At 60.2% G+C, this 12061-nt stretch carries 21 protein-coding genes; all 21 read left to right on the top strand.

Going from position 1 to position 12061, the window contains the following annotated elements; genetic code table 11:
- The first annotated feature begins 10 nt into the window (after window positions 1–10).
- Window positions 11–481: a 30S ribosomal protein S7 gene (gene rpsG, locus MQW79_RS04050; protein ID WP_086469620.1), complete on the top strand. Its 471-nt coding sequence runs from the start codon at window positions 11–13 to the stop codon at window positions 479–481.
- Between the two features lie 12 nt (window positions 482–493).
- Window positions 494–2584 carry an elongation factor G gene (fusA, locus tag MQW79_RS04045; protein ID WP_476586969.1) on the top strand — a complete coding sequence of 697 codons (2091 nt, stop codon included), beginning with the start codon at window positions 494–496 and terminating at the stop codon, window positions 2582–2584.
- Window positions 2585–2650: 66 nt separating this feature from the next.
- Window positions 2651–3841 carry an elongation factor Tu gene (gene tuf, locus MQW79_RS04040; protein WP_086469618.1) on the top strand — a complete coding sequence of 397 codons (1191 nt, stop codon included), beginning with the start codon at window positions 2651–2653 and terminating at the stop codon, window positions 3839–3841.
- 69 nt (window positions 3842–3910) lie between these two features.
- Entirely contained in the window at window positions 3911–4219 is a 309-nt protein-coding gene (rpsJ, locus tag MQW79_RS04035; protein ID WP_035080820.1) for a 30S ribosomal protein S10, read from the top strand.
- An 84-nt stretch (window positions 4220–4303) separates the two neighbouring features.
- Window positions 4304–4999 (top strand): 50S ribosomal protein L3, encoded by a 696-nt coding sequence (gene rplC / locus MQW79_RS04030; protein ID WP_476586967.1) that lies wholly within the window; start codon window positions 4304–4306, stop codon window positions 4997–4999.
- Window positions 5000–5617, top strand: a complete 618-nt coding sequence (rplD, locus tag MQW79_RS04025) for a 50S ribosomal protein L4 (protein WP_476586966.1) — start codon at window positions 5000–5002, stop codon at window positions 5615–5617.
- On the top strand, window positions 5614–5907 hold the full coding sequence (locus MQW79_RS04020; protein ID WP_198875315.1) for a 50S ribosomal protein L23: 294 nt from the start codon (window positions 5614–5616) through the stop codon (window positions 5905–5907). The genes rplD and MQW79_RS04020 overlap by 4 nt, the downstream gene beginning before the upstream one ends.
- Window positions 5908–5925: 18 nt before the next feature.
- On the top strand, window positions 5926–6765 hold the full coding sequence (gene rplB, locus MQW79_RS04015; RefSeq protein ID WP_476586965.1) for a 50S ribosomal protein L2: 840 nt from the start codon (window positions 5926–5928) through the stop codon (window positions 6763–6765).
- Between the two features lie 3 nt (window positions 6766–6768).
- Window positions 6769–7047 carry a 30S ribosomal protein S19 gene (gene rpsS / locus MQW79_RS04010; protein ID WP_086469614.1) on the top strand — a complete coding sequence of 93 codons (279 nt, stop codon included), beginning with the start codon at window positions 6769–6771 and terminating at the stop codon, window positions 7045–7047.
- 3 nt (window positions 7048–7050) lie between these two features.
- The gene (gene rplV / locus MQW79_RS04005; protein WP_086469613.1) at window positions 7051–7431 is read left to right on the top strand and encodes a 50S ribosomal protein L22; all 381 of its coding nucleotides are present in this window, start codon (window positions 7051–7053) and stop codon (window positions 7429–7431) included.
- Window positions 7431–8168: a 30S ribosomal protein S3 gene (gene rpsC, locus MQW79_RS04000; protein ID WP_476586963.1), complete on the top strand. Its 738-nt coding sequence runs from the start codon at window positions 7431–7433 to the stop codon at window positions 8166–8168. The genes rplV and rpsC overlap by 1 nt, the downstream gene beginning before the upstream one ends.
- A 15-nt stretch (window positions 8169–8183) precedes the next feature.
- Window positions 8184–8597, top strand: a complete 414-nt coding sequence (gene rplP, locus MQW79_RS03995; protein WP_046104453.1) for a 50S ribosomal protein L16 — start codon at window positions 8184–8186, stop codon at window positions 8595–8597.
- A gap of 11 nt (window positions 8598–8608) precedes the next feature.
- Window positions 8609–8803, top strand: a complete 195-nt coding sequence (gene rpmC, locus MQW79_RS03990; RefSeq protein ID WP_086469611.1) for a 50S ribosomal protein L29 — start codon at window positions 8609–8611, stop codon at window positions 8801–8803.
- Between the two features lie 11 nt (window positions 8804–8814).
- Window positions 8815–9048: a 30S ribosomal protein S17 gene (rpsQ, locus tag MQW79_RS03985; protein WP_046104451.1), complete on the top strand. Its 234-nt coding sequence runs from the start codon at window positions 8815–8817 to the stop codon at window positions 9046–9048.
- 64 nt (window positions 9049–9112) lie between these two features.
- Window positions 9113–9481 carry a 50S ribosomal protein L14 gene (gene rplN, locus MQW79_RS03980; protein WP_086469610.1) on the top strand — a complete coding sequence of 123 codons (369 nt, stop codon included), beginning with the start codon at window positions 9113–9115 and terminating at the stop codon, window positions 9479–9481.
- Window positions 9481–9792 carry a 50S ribosomal protein L24 gene (gene rplX, locus MQW79_RS03975; protein WP_476586961.1) on the top strand — a complete coding sequence of 104 codons (312 nt, stop codon included), beginning with the start codon at window positions 9481–9483 and terminating at the stop codon, window positions 9790–9792. Before rplN ends, rplX begins: the two co-directional genes overlap by 1 nt.
- Window positions 9785–10339, top strand: coding sequence for a 50S ribosomal protein L5 (gene rplE, locus MQW79_RS03970; RefSeq protein WP_476586960.1), 555 nt, complete (start codon window positions 9785–9787; stop codon window positions 10337–10339). The genes rplX and rplE overlap by 8 nt, the downstream gene beginning before the upstream one ends.
- Before the next feature lie 30 nt (window positions 10340–10369).
- A complete protein-coding gene (gene rpsN, locus MQW79_RS03965; protein WP_476586959.1) occupies window positions 10370–10675 on the top strand; it encodes a 30S ribosomal protein S14 in 306 nt (101 codons plus the stop codon).
- Between the two features lie 13 nt (window positions 10676–10688).
- The gene (gene rpsH, locus MQW79_RS03960; protein ID WP_035080850.1) at window positions 10689–11087 is read left to right on the top strand and encodes a 30S ribosomal protein S8; all 399 of its coding nucleotides are present in this window, start codon (window positions 10689–10691) and stop codon (window positions 11085–11087) included.
- A 47-nt stretch (window positions 11088–11134) separates the two neighbouring features.
- On the top strand, window positions 11135–11668 hold the full coding sequence (rplF, locus tag MQW79_RS03955; protein ID WP_476586958.1) for a 50S ribosomal protein L6: 534 nt from the start codon (window positions 11135–11137) through the stop codon (window positions 11666–11668).
- 12 nt (window positions 11669–11680) lie between these two features.
- Complete coding sequence (gene rplR / locus MQW79_RS03950) at window positions 11681–12043, top strand: 50S ribosomal protein L18 (protein WP_476586956.1); 363 nt, start codon at window positions 11681–11683, stop codon at window positions 12041–12043.
- Window positions 12044–12061 lie beyond the last annotated feature (18 nt).

Raw genomic sequence — 12061 nt, 5'->3', positions numbered from 1 at the left:
ATATTGAGCGATGTCCCGTCGTCACCGCGCCGAGAAGCGTGAAGTTATTCCTGATCCCAAGTTCGGCGATCTGGTCGTTTCCAAGTTCATGAATTCGCTCATGAAGGACGGCAAGAAGTCGGCTGCTGAGTCCATCGTCTATGGTGCTTTCGACATCGTCGAAACCAAGACCAAGCAGGACCCGATCACCGTTTTCCACGGCGCCCTGGACAATATCCGTCCGGCCGTTGAAGTCCGTTCGCGCCGCGTTGGTGGTGCGACCTACCAGGTTCCGGTTGAAGTCCGTGCTGACCGTCAGCAGGCTCTGGCCATCCGCTGGCTGATCGAATCCGCCCGCAAGCGTGGCGAGAACACCATGCGTGAGCGCCTCTCGGGCGAACTCATGGATGCGATGAACGGCCGCGGTCAGGCCGTCAAGAAGCGCGAAGATACGCACCGTATGGCTGACGCCAACCGTGCCTTCTCGCACTACCGCTGGTAGTAGGAGCGCCCCATGGCACGCGAATACCCGATCAATCTCTATCGTAACTTCGGCATCATGGCTCACATCGATGCTGGCAAGACGACCACGACCGAGCGCATCCTCTACTACACCGGCAAGTCCCATAAGATCGGCGAAGTCCATGACGGCGCCGCTACCATGGACTGGATGGAGCAGGAGCAGGAACGCGGCATCACGATCACCTCGGCTGCCACGACCACGTTCTGGAAGGACCGCAACGGTACCCAGCACCGCTTCAACATCATCGACACTCCCGGCCACGTGGACTTCACCATTGAAGTCGAACGTTCGCTGCGCGTGCTTGACGGTGCCGTCGCCCTGCTGGACGCCAATGCCGGCGTTGAGCCCCAGACCGAAACCGTCTGGCGCCAGGCTGACAAGTATCACGTTCCGCGTCTGATCTTCGTCAACAAGATGGACAAGATCGGTGCCGACTTCTACCGCTGCGTGGAGATGGTTGGTTCGCGTCTGGGCGCCAAGGGCGTTCCGGTTCAGCTGCCGATTGGCGCCGAGAACGAGTTCAAGGGCGTCGTCGATCTCATCGAGATGAATGCCATCGTCTGGCGCAATGAAGAGCTGGGCGCTCAGTGGGATGTCGTCGAGATCCCGGCTGACCTCAAGGACAAGGCCGCGAAGTACCGCGAAGCCATGATCGAGGCTGCCGTCGAAATGGACGACGCCGCGATGGAAGCTTACCTCGAAGGCGAACTGCCGAACAACGACACCATCCGTCGTCTGCTCCGCAAGGGCGTCATCGATGCGAAGTTCTTCCTGATCTTTGCTGGCTCGGCCTTCAAGAACAAGGGCGTGCAGCCCCTGCTGGACGGCGTTATCGACTTCCTGCCGTCGCCGATCGACGTGCCCGCTATTCAGGGTATCGACGCGAAGACCGAAGAGCCGATCGAGCGTCATGCCGACGATAACGAGCCGCTCTCGATGCTGGCTTTCAAGATCGCCAACGACCCGCATATGGGCTCGCTGACCTTCTGCCGCATCTATTCGGGTCACCTCGAAGCCGGTGCGCAGCTGGAAAACACCGTGAAGGGCAAGCGCGAACGCGTCGGCCGCATGTTCCAGATGCACGCCAACAGCCGCGAGCAGATCACGGAAGCCTATGCTGGTGACATCGTCGCCATCGTCGGTCTCAAGGACACCACCACTGGTGACACCCTGTGCCCGTCGAACTCGCAGGTTATCCTCGAGCGCATGATCTTCCCGGAACCGGTCATCGACATCTCTGTCGAGCCGAAGTCCAAGGCTGACCAGGAAAAGATGGGCCTCGCCCTGAACCGCCTGGCCGCTGAAGATCCGTCCTTCCGCGTCAAGACCGACGAGGAATCCGGCCAGACCATCATCTCGGGCATGGGTGAACTTCACCTCGACATCATTGTCGACCGCATGCGTCGTGAGTTCAAAGTCGAGGCCAATGTCGGCCAGCCGCAGGTTGCTTACCGTGAAACCATCACGCGTAAGACCGAGAAGGACTACACCCACAAGAAGCAGTCTGGTGGTTCGGGTCAGTTCGCCCGCATCAAGTTCACTGTCGAGCCGGGTGAAGTCGGCAAGGGCCTTGAATTCGTCAACGCCATCGTTGGTGGCGCTGTGCCGCGCGAATACGTCCCCGGCGTCCAGAAGGGCCTCGAATCGGTCATGGGCGCAGGCCCGCTGATCGGCTTCCCGGTCGTGGACGTGAAGGTGACCCTCGTCGACGGTGCCTACCACGACGTGGACTCCTCGGTGCTGGCATTCGAAATCGCAGCCCGCGCGGGTTTCCGCGAAGCGCTGCGTGAAGCCGGTCCGAAGATCCTCGAACCGATCATGAAGGTTGAAGTTACGACGCCGGATGAGTACATGGGCGACGTCATCGGTGATTTGAATTCCCGTCGCGGACAGATCCAGGGCACTGAAAGCCGTGGTGTGGTCCAGGTGGTGAATGCATTTGTGCCGCTTGCCAACATGTTCGGCTACGTGAATTCGCTCCGGTCGATGAGCCAGGGTCGGGCCCAATACTCGATGGTGATGGATCACTACGAGCAGGTCCCGCAGGCTGTCGCCGACGAAGTCCAGGCCAAATACGCCTAAAAACAGCGCAAGCTACTAAACTCAACTGAATGTCGGCGATTGCGCTGACGAATTTGGAGAAAAGCGATGGCGAAGGAAAAATTTGCCCGTAACAAGCCGCACTGTAACATCGGCACCATCGGTCACGTTGACCATGGCAAGACCTCGCTGACCGCAGCGATCACCAAGGTCCTGGCCGAGACCGGCGGCGCCACCTTCAAGGCGTACGATCAGATCGACGCCGCTCCGGAAGAGAAGGCCCGCGGCATCACCATCAACACCGCTCACGTCGAGTACGAGACCACCAACCGTCACTACGCTCACGTCGACTGCCCCGGCCACGCTGACTATGTGAAGAACATGATCACCGGTGCTGCCCAGATGGACGGCGCGATCCTGGTTGTGTCGGCTGCCGACGGCCCGATGCCGCAGACCCGCGAGCACATCCTGCTCGCCCGTCAGGTTGGCGTTCCGGCCCTGGTCGTGTTCCTGAACAAGTGCGACATGGTCGACGATCCGGAACTGCTCGAGCTCGTTGAACTCGAAGTCCGTGAACTGCTGTCCTCGTACGAATTCCCCGGCGACGATATCCCGATCATCAAGGGTTCGGCCCTCGTTGCTCTGGAAAATGGCGATCCGAAGCTCGGCCACGACGCCGTTCTCGAGCTGATGGCTGCCGTCGACTCGTACATTCCGCAGCCGGAACGTCCGATCGACCAGCCCTTCCTGCTCCCGATCGAAGACGTGTTCTCGATCTCGGGTCGCGGTACCGTGGTGACCGGTCGCGTTGAGCGCGGCATCGTCAAGGTTGGCGAAGAAGTCGAAATCGTCGGCATCAAGGCCACCCAGAAGACCACCGTTACCGGTGTTGAAATGTTCCGCAAGCTGCTCGACTCGGGTGAAGCTGGCGACAACATCGGCGCCCTGATCCGTGGTATCGACCGCACCCAGGTGGAACGTGGCCAGGTTCTCTGCAAGCCCGGTTCCGTGACCCCGCACACCGACTTCGTTGCTGAGGCCTACATCCTCACCAAGGAAGAAGGCGGCCGTCACACTCCGTTCTTCGGCAACTACCGTCCGCAGTTCTACTTCCGCACCACCGACGTGACCGGCATCGTGACCCTGCCGGAAGGCACCGAGATGGTTATGCCGGGCGACAACATCAACATGAACGTTCAGCTCATCGTTCCGATCGCCATGGAAGAGAAGCTCCGCTTCGCTATCCGTGAAGGTGGCCGCACTGTCGGCGCCGGCGTCGTCGCGAAGATCCTGAAGTAAGCTTCTTCGAGAAATTCGCGGCGCGCGGATGAACGCGCGCCGCGAACCTTTTAATTCAGGATTGTGAAGATGAACGGTCAGAATATCCGCATCCGCCTCAAGGCGTTTGACCACCGCGTGCTCGACACTTCGACCCGCGAAATCGTCAATACCGCCAAGCGCACGGGTGCCCAGGTTCGCGGTCCGATCCCGCTGCCGACCCGCATCGACAAGTTCACCGTGAACCGCTCGCCCCATATCGACAAGAAGGCGCGTGAGCAGTTCGAGATCCGGACCCACAAGCGTCTGCTTGACATTGTGGACCCGACTCCCCAGACGGTCGATGCACTTATGAAGCTCGATCTCGCCGCCGGCGTCGACGTCGAAATCAAGCTCTAAGACTACAAAGATATTCCGCGCCTGCCGCTAAATGGGTCCTCTGAAGTCACGACCCGGCAGAGCGCCAACAAGAAGGTAAAACCGATGCGTTCTGGATTGATCGCACAGAAGCTGGGGATGACCCGCATCTTCACCGAGGACGGTAACCACGTCCCCGTGACGGTGTTGAGTCTGCAGAACTGCCAGGTGGTGGGCCAGCGTTCCGTCGAGAAGGACGGATATGTCGCCCTGCAGCTGGGTGCCGGCCAGGCGAAGGCCAAGAATGTCTCCAAGGCTGAGCGCGGCCAGTACGCCGTTGCCAAGGTCGAGCCCAAGCGTCACGTGGCTGAGTTCCGCGTGGATGCCGACAACCTCATCGAGGTTGGCGCTACGCTCAAGGCCGATCACTTTGCCGATGGTCAGCTGGTCGACGTGACCGGTACCTCGATCGGTAAGGGCTTTGCTGGCGGTATGAAGCGCTGGAACTTCGGCGGTCTGCGTGCCTCCCACGGTGTGTCTGTGTCGCACCGCTCGATCGGTTCGACCGGTGGCCGTCAGGACCCGGGCAAGACCTTCAAGAACAAGAAGATGCCGGGCCACATGGGCGATCGTCGCATCACCACGCAGAACGTCAAGGTCGTCAAGACCGACGTGGAACGTGGCCTGATCATGATCCAGGGTTCGGTTCCCGGCGCCAAGGGCGCCTGGATCATGATCAAGGATGCCGTCAAGAAGCCGGCTCCCGCGAACGCTGCCTTCCCGGGCTCGTTCGAGGCCGCAGCTGCGGGAGAAGCGAAGTAAATGGAACTCAAGGTAACCACACTCGAGGGTAAGGCCGCCGGTTCGGTGGATCTCAAGGACGATGTCTTCGGTCTCGAAGTTCGCCCTGACATCCTGCACCGCATGGTTCGCTACCAGCAGCTCAAGGCCATGGCCGGCACGCATGACGTGAAGAACCGGTCGGAAGGCGCTCTGACGGGCAAGAAGTTCAAGAAGCAGAAGGGCGGCGGTGCTCGTCACGGCGATCGCAAGGCTCCGCAGTTCCGTGGTGGTGGCCGTGCATTCGGTCCGACTCCGCGCAGCCACGCGATCGATCTTCCCAAGAAGGTCCGCGTCCTGGCTCTGAAGCATGCTCTGTCGTCCAAGGCCAAGGCTGGCTCGCTGATCGTTATCGACAGCGTTGTTCAGAAGGAAGCCAAGACCGCTGCTCTGCGCACCACCTTCGGCAAGCTCGAATGGGCTAGCGCGCTGATCATCGATGGCGCCAATGTCGACCAGAACTTTGCTCTGGCCGCCCGCAACATCCCGAATATCGACGTTCTGCCCATCCAGGGCATCAACGTTGTTTCGATCCTGAAGCGCGACAAGCTGGTCCTCACCAAGGCAGCGCTCGAAGCGCTCGAAGCGAGGTTCGCATGAACAAGCTTGCCGCTTACGACATCGTCCGTAACCCCGTCGTGACTGAAAAGTCGACGATGGCTTCGGAATACAACCAGGTCGTTTTCGACGTGGCGATCGATGCCAGCAAGACCGAGATCAAGGCCGCCGTCGAGCAGCTTTTCTCGGTGAAGGTCAAGGCAGTGAACACCCTGGTCCGCAAGGGCAAGGTGAAGCGCTTCCGTGGCAAGGTTGGCGTCCGCAACGACGTCAAGAAGGCCATCGTGACCCTGGTCGACGGCCAGTCGATCGATATTTCGACCGGCCTCTAAGGGACAAGAGACAGCAAAATGGCTCTAAAGACTTACAACCCCACCTCTGAAGGCCGTCGTACCCTTATCACGACCGACCGTTCGGAACTGTGGAAGGGCGCCCCGGTCAAGGCTCTGACCGAAGGCCTCAGCAAGAAGGGCGGCCGTAACAATACCGGTCGCATCACGGCTTTCCATCGTGGCGGCGGTCATAAGCGCAGCTACCGTATGGTGGACTTCAAGCGCGTGAAGTTCGACGCAGTCGGGACCGTAGAACGTCTCGAATACGATCCGAACCGCACCGCCTGGATCGCCCTGATCAAGTACGAAGATGGCGAGCTGGCCTATATCGTTGCTCCGCAGCGTCTGGCTGCGGGCGACAAGGTCGTCTCCTCGCTGAACGGCGCGGACGTCAAGCCGGGCAATGCCATGCCGCTCGAACGCATGCCGGTCGGTACGATCGTGCACAATATCGAGCTCAAGCCCCGCAAGGGCGGCCAGGTGGCCCGTTCGGCTGGTGCCTATGCCCAGTACGTCGGTCGTGACTCCGGTTGGGCGATCCTTCGCCTGAACTCGGGTGAGCAGCGTCGTGTGCATGGCACTTGCCTTGCCACCGTCGGTGCCGTCTCGAACCAGGACCACGCCAACACCTCGCTCGGCAAGGCCGGTCGCAATCGCTGGCTCGGCCGCAAGCCGGTCAACCGCGGTGTGACCATGAACCCGGTCGACCACCCGCATGGTGGTGGTGAAGGCCGTACCTCTGGTGGCCGTCACCCGGTTTCCCCTTGGGGCAAGCCGACCAAGGGTAAGCGTACGCGCAGCAACAAGGCTACGGACCAGTTTATCGTTCGCAGCCGTCACGTGAAGAAGGGCAGGTAAGACATGACCCGTTCGATTTGGAAGGGGCCGTTCGTCGACGGCTATCTGCTCAAGAAGGCCGAGAAGGCCCAGTCCTCTGGCCGCAACGATGTGGTCAAGATCTGGTCCCGTCGCTCGACCATTCTTCCGCAGTTCGTTGGCATCACCTTTGGTGTCCACAACGGTCAGAAGCACGTCCCGGTGTCCGTCACCGAAGACATGATCGGCCACAAGTTTGGCGAGTTCGCCCCGACCCGTACCTATTACGGTCACGCGGCCGACAAGAAGGCCAAGAGGAAGTAAGAGATGAGCAAGCCAAAGACTGAGCGCGCTCTCAAGGATAACGAGGCAAAGGCTGTCCTGCGCATGCTGCGCATCAGCCCTCAGAAGCTGAACCTCGTCGCGCAGTTGATCCGTGGCAAGAAGGTTGAGAGGGCCCTGGCCGATCTCGAATTCAGCCACAAGCGCATCTCCGGCCAGGTGAAAAAGGTGCTCGAGAGCGCCATCGCCAATGCCGAAAACAACCACGGCCTGGACACCGACGCCCTCGTCGTTGCCGAAGCCTATGTGGGCAATTCGCTGGTAATGAAGCGCTTCACCGCTCGCGGTCGCGGCAAGTCCGCCCGTATCGAGAAGCCGTTCTCTCACCTGACGATTGTTGTCCGGCAAGTTGAGGAGGCCGCATAATGGGCCAGAAAATCAATCCAATCGGCTTCCGTCTGGGCATCAACCGGACCTGGGACAGCCGCTGGTTCGCCAACAAGGGCGAGTATGGCACGCTGCTTCAGGAAGACCTGAAGATCCGCACCATGCTGATGGAAGATCTGAAGGCCGCTGCGGTCTCCAAGATCGTCATCGAGCGTCCGCACCGCAAGTGCCGCGTGTCGATCCACACCGCCCGTCCGGGCATCGTGATCGGCAAGAAGGGCGCTGACATCGACAAGATCCGCGCCAAGGTGAAGAAGTTCACCGACAGCGAAGTGCACATCAACATCGTTGAAGTGCGCAAGCCGGAAACCGATGCGACCCTCGTTGCCCAGGGCATTGCCCAGCAGCTGGAACGCCGTGTGGCATTCCGTCGCGCCATGAAGCGCGCCGTTCAGACCGCAATCCGCATGGGCGCCGGTGGTATCCGCGTCAATGTCGGCGGTCGTCTCGGTGGCGCCGACATCGCTCGTACCGAATGGTACCGCGAAGGCCGCGTGCCGCTGCACACCCTGCGTGCCGATATCGACTACGGTACTGCTGAAGCCGCGACCACCTACGGCATCATCGGCATCAAGGTCTGGGTCTTCAAGGGCGAAGTCCTTGAGCATGATCCGTCGGCTCATGAACGTCGCGCCACCGAAGGTGGTGAGGGCGGTCAGCGTACCGAGCGCGAACCGCGTCGTGAACGCGGCGACCGCGACCGCGAACGCGCATAAGAAGGTTAGTTCATTATGCTGCAACCAAAGAGAACTAAGTTCCGCAAGGCTCACAAGGGCCGCATCCATGGCCTGGCCAAGGGTGGTACCGATCTGGCTTTCGGCCAGTACGCTCTCAAGGCCACCGAGCCCGAGCGTGTTACCGCCCGCCAGATCGAGGCTGCCCGCCGTGCGATCACCCGTGAAATGAAGCGTCAGGGCCGCGTCTGGATCCGAATTTTCCCGGATCTTCCCGTTTCCAAGAAGCCGACCGAAGTCCGTATGGGTAAGGGTAAGGGTTCGGTGGAGTACTGGGCAGCGCGCGTAAAGCCCGGCCGCATCGTTTTTGAGATTGACGGCGTACCCGAAGACGTTGCAAAGGAGGCGCTTCGCCTCGGAGCAATGAAGTTGCCGATCACCACGCGTATCGTAACGCGTATTGCCGACTAAGGAACACGAGCATGAAAGCCAGTGATGTGCGGGCCAAGACCGCAGACGAACTGAAAGATCAGCTCGTCGACCTGAAGAAAGAACAGTTCAACCTGCGTTTCCAGCGTGCTACCCAGCAGCTGGAAAAGCCGGCCAGGGTCAAGGAAGTCCGTCGCGACATCGCGCGGATCAAGACTGTCCTCGGCCAAAAGAACGCAGCTAAGTAAGGAATAGATCCATGCCAAAGCGCGTTCTGCAGGGGACTGTGGTCTCCGACGCCAATGACAAGACCATCGTGGTTCGTGTCGAGCGCCGTTTTACTCACCCGCTTCTGAAGAAGACTGTCCGTCGTTCCAAGAAGTACCACGCCCACGACGAAAACAACGTGGCCAAGGTCGGTCAGACCGTGTGGATCGAGGAAACTGCGCCGATCTCCAAGAACAAGCGCTGGGCGCTTGTTCCGTCCGCGTAAGAGAAACAATTCAGGTCGGCGCGCCGGATGACGGTGCAGCCGATAAACTAGAAGGCATCCAGTCATGATCCAGATGCAGTCCAACCTCGACGTCGCCGATAACTCCGGCGCCAAGCGAGTCATGTGCATCAAGGTGCTGGGCGGTTCGCATCGCAAGTACGCCTCGGTCGGCGACATTATCGTCGTTTCGGTCAAGGACGCTATTCCGCGCGGCCGCGTCAAAAAGGGCCAGGTGATGAAGGCAGTGGTGGTTCGCACCGCTACCGACATCCGCCGTCCCGACGGCACCGTCATTCGTTTCGACAAGAACGCCGCCGTTCTTCTGAACAATCAGAAGGAACCGATCGGCACCCGTATCTTCGGACCGGTTCCGCGCGAGCTCCGCGCCAAGAACCACATGAAGATCATCTCGCTTGCCCCAGAGGTGCTGTAATGGCCTCCAAAATTAAGAAGGGCGACAAGGTCGTCGTCCTGGCCGGCAAGGATAAGGGCAAGACCGGTCAGGTCCTGTCCGTCATCCCGACCGAGACCAAGGCACTCGTCCAGGGTATCAACCTGGTGAAGCGCCATCAGAAGCAGACCGCTTCGACCGATGCCGGCATCTTCACCAAGGAAGCGCCGATCCATCTTTCGAACCTGGCGGTCGCCGACAAGGATGGTAAGCCCACCCGCGTCGGTTTCCAGATCAAGGACGGCGTGAAGACCCGCGTCGCCAAGACCACCGGAGATCAGATCGATGGCTGAGACTTACGTTCCGCGTCTCCGGACCGAGTATGACAACACGATCAAGGCTGCGCTGCGTGAGCAGTTCAACTACAAGAACGTCATGGAGCTTCCGCGCCTTGACAAGATCGTGCTGAACATGGGCGTCGGCGAAGCCGTCAACGACACCAAGAAGGTGAAGTCGGCTGCTGACGAGCTGCAGAAGATCGCCGGCCAGAAGCCGGTCATCACCCATGCGCGCAAGTCGATCGCAGGCTTCAAGGTCCGCGAGAACATGCCGCTGGGCGTCAAGGTCACCCTGCGCAAGACCCGCATGTACGAATTCCTGGACCGCCTGGTGACCATCGCCCTGCCGCGCGTCCGCGACTTCCGTGGCCTGAACCCGAATGCGTTCGACGGCAATGGCAACTATGCCATGGGCCTCAAGGAACACATCGTTTTCCCCGAGATCAACTATGATCAGATCGATCAGGTCTGGGGCATGGACATCGTGATCTGCACGACGGCCAAGAACGACGATGAAGCCCGCGCGCTTCTCAAGGCTTTCAACTTCCCGTTCCGCCAGTAAGCGGGCAGGGAAGGGATAAAGGATCAGGACATGGCAAAGACCAGCTCCATCGAAAAGAACAAGAAGCGCGCCGCTCTGACGCAGCAGTATGCCGACAAGCGTGCTGCCCTCAAGGCGACCATCAAGAACCAGGACACTCCCATCGAGGAGCGTTTCAAGGCTAGCCTCAAGTTGGCTGAACTTCCGCGCAACTCGGCCAAGATCCGCATTCGCAACCGTTGCGAAGTGTCGGGCCGTCCGCGTGGTTATTATCGCAAGCTCAAGATGAGCCGTATCGCCCTGCGTCAGCTGGGCAACCTGGGTCAGATCCCGGGTCTGGTGAAGTCGAGCTGGTAAGGAGAAACATCAGATGAGCTTTTCCGATCCCATCGGCGATATGCTGACCCGCATCCGCAACGCTCAGGAGCGTCGCAAGAATACCGTTTCGACTCCGGCTTCGACCCTTCGTGGTCGCGTGCTGGATGTTCTCCAGTCCGAGGGTTTCATCCGCGGCTACTCGGAGACCAAGTTCGAGAACGGTGCCGCTGAGTACGAGATTGAACTCAAGTACTCGGACAATGAAGGCGTCATCCGTACGATCGAGCGCGTCTCGCGTCCCGGCCGTCGCGTCTACGCATCCGTCAAGAATATCCCGCAGGTTGCCAATGGCCTGGGTGTTTCGATCCTCTCTACCCCCAAGGGTGTGATGGCCGACCACGAAGCCAAGGCTGCCAATGTGGGTGGCGAGGTACTCTGCCGCGTCTTCTAAGCCGCTAGGCTTAGAGGATCGGCAAGACGATTACTCAAGGAAAGAATATGTCACGTACTGGCAAGAAACCGGTGGCCCCGGTAAATGGCGTCACCGTTACGATCAATGGTCGTAACGTCACCGCCAAGGGCCCGAAGGGCGAGCTCGCGCTCACCCTTATGGACATCGTCAATGTCGAGCAGGGTTCGGACGGCGTCGTCGTCACCCCCGCCAACGACACCCGTGAGGCTCGCGCTGCTTGGGGCACCACCCGCGCGCTGATCCAGAACATGGTCACTGGTGTGAGCGCCGGCTTCGAAAAGAAGCTCGCCATCCAGGGCGTGGGTTACCGCGCGGCCATGCAGGGCAAGGATGTCAAGTTGTCCCTCGGTTTCAGCCACGAAGTGATCTATGTCGCTCCTGCTGGGATCACCCTCGCTGTTCCGGCTCCGACTGAAATCGTCGTGACCGGCATCGACAAGCAGGCCGTTGGCCAGGTTGCGGCCGAGATCCGCGGCTGGCGTCCCCCCGAGCCCTACAAGGGCAAGGGCGTGCGTTACGCCGGCGAGCAGGTCTTCCGCAAAGAAGGCAAGAAAAAGTAAGGAGCGCCACCGATGGCAATTTCTGCAAAAGGTGCGGAACGCCGCAAGGCTCGTGTCCGCAAGGCGCTCAAGGCTCGTGCCTTTGGTCGCGCCCGTCTCAGCGTGTTCCGCTCGGACAAGAATATCTACGCCCAGATCATCGACGACTCCACCGGTCGTACGCTGGCTGCCGCCTCGACCCTCGAAAAGGACGTGCGCGGTTCGGTCAAGAACGGCGGCAATGCCGAAGCGGCTGTGGCCGTTGGCAAGCTGATCGCCGAGCGTGGTGTGAAGGCTGGCGTCGCCGAGGTCATCTTCGACCGCGGCTCCTACATCTATCATGGCCGTGTTAAGGCCCTTGCAGACGCTGCCCGTGAGGGCGGTCTGCAGTTCTAACAGCGGCGAGGAAGAGAA

The sequence above is a fragment of the Devosia sp. Micro-HW1 genome, from assembly GCF_056341075.1.
Note: the sequence above shows the minus strand (reverse complement) of the source record. Positions and strands in the feature narration are given on the sequence as shown.

Bases quoted from the DNA above. Each gene is read 5' to 3' on its own strand.
- rpsG (WP_086469620.1), top strand. From the start codon at position 11: ATGTCCCGTCGTCACCGCGCCGAGAAGCGTGAAGTTATTCCTGATCCC.
- fusA (WP_476586969.1), top strand. From the start codon at position 494: ATGGCACGCGAATACCCGATCAATCTCTATCGTAACTTCGGCATCATG.
- tuf (WP_086469618.1), top strand. From the start codon at position 2,651: ATGGCGAAGGAAAAATTTGCCCGTAACAAGCCGCACTGTAACATCGGC.
- rpsJ (WP_035080820.1), top strand. From the start codon at position 3,911: ATGAACGGTCAGAATATCCGCATCCGCCTCAAGGCGTTTGACCACCGC.
- rplC (WP_476586967.1), top strand. From the start codon at position 4,304: ATGCGTTCTGGATTGATCGCACAGAAGCTGGGGATGACCCGCATCTTC.
- rplD (WP_476586966.1), top strand. From the start codon at position 5,000: ATGGAACTCAAGGTAACCACACTCGAGGGTAAGGCCGCCGGTTCGGTG.
- MQW79_RS04020 (WP_198875315.1), top strand. From the start codon at position 5,614: ATGAACAAGCTTGCCGCTTACGACATCGTCCGTAACCCCGTCGTGACT.
- rplB (WP_476586965.1), top strand. From the start codon at position 5,926: ATGGCTCTAAAGACTTACAACCCCACCTCTGAAGGCCGTCGTACCCTT.
- rpsS (WP_086469614.1), top strand. From the start codon at position 6,769: ATGACCCGTTCGATTTGGAAGGGGCCGTTCGTCGACGGCTATCTGCTC.
- rplV (WP_086469613.1), top strand. From the start codon at position 7,051: ATGAGCAAGCCAAAGACTGAGCGCGCTCTCAAGGATAACGAGGCAAAG.
- rpsC (WP_476586963.1), top strand. From the start codon at position 7,431: ATGGGCCAGAAAATCAATCCAATCGGCTTCCGTCTGGGCATCAACCGG.
- rplP (WP_046104453.1), top strand. From the start codon at position 8,184: ATGCTGCAACCAAAGAGAACTAAGTTCCGCAAGGCTCACAAGGGCCGC.
- rpmC (WP_086469611.1), top strand. From the start codon at position 8,609: ATGAAAGCCAGTGATGTGCGGGCCAAGACCGCAGACGAACTGAAAGAT.
- rpsQ (WP_046104451.1), top strand. From the start codon at position 8,815: ATGCCAAAGCGCGTTCTGCAGGGGACTGTGGTCTCCGACGCCAATGAC.
- rplN (WP_086469610.1), top strand. From the start codon at position 9,113: ATGATCCAGATGCAGTCCAACCTCGACGTCGCCGATAACTCCGGCGCC.
- rplX (WP_476586961.1), top strand. From the start codon at position 9,481: ATGGCCTCCAAAATTAAGAAGGGCGACAAGGTCGTCGTCCTGGCCGGC.
- rplE (WP_476586960.1), top strand. From the start codon at position 9,785: ATGGCTGAGACTTACGTTCCGCGTCTCCGGACCGAGTATGACAACACG.
- rpsN (WP_476586959.1), top strand. From the start codon at position 10,370: ATGGCAAAGACCAGCTCCATCGAAAAGAACAAGAAGCGCGCCGCTCTG.
- rpsH (WP_035080850.1), top strand. From the start codon at position 10,689: ATGAGCTTTTCCGATCCCATCGGCGATATGCTGACCCGCATCCGCAAC.
- rplF (WP_476586958.1), top strand. From the start codon at position 11,135: ATGTCACGTACTGGCAAGAAACCGGTGGCCCCGGTAAATGGCGTCACC.
- rplR (WP_476586956.1), top strand. From the start codon at position 11,681: ATGGCAATTTCTGCAAAAGGTGCGGAACGCCGCAAGGCTCGTGTCCGC.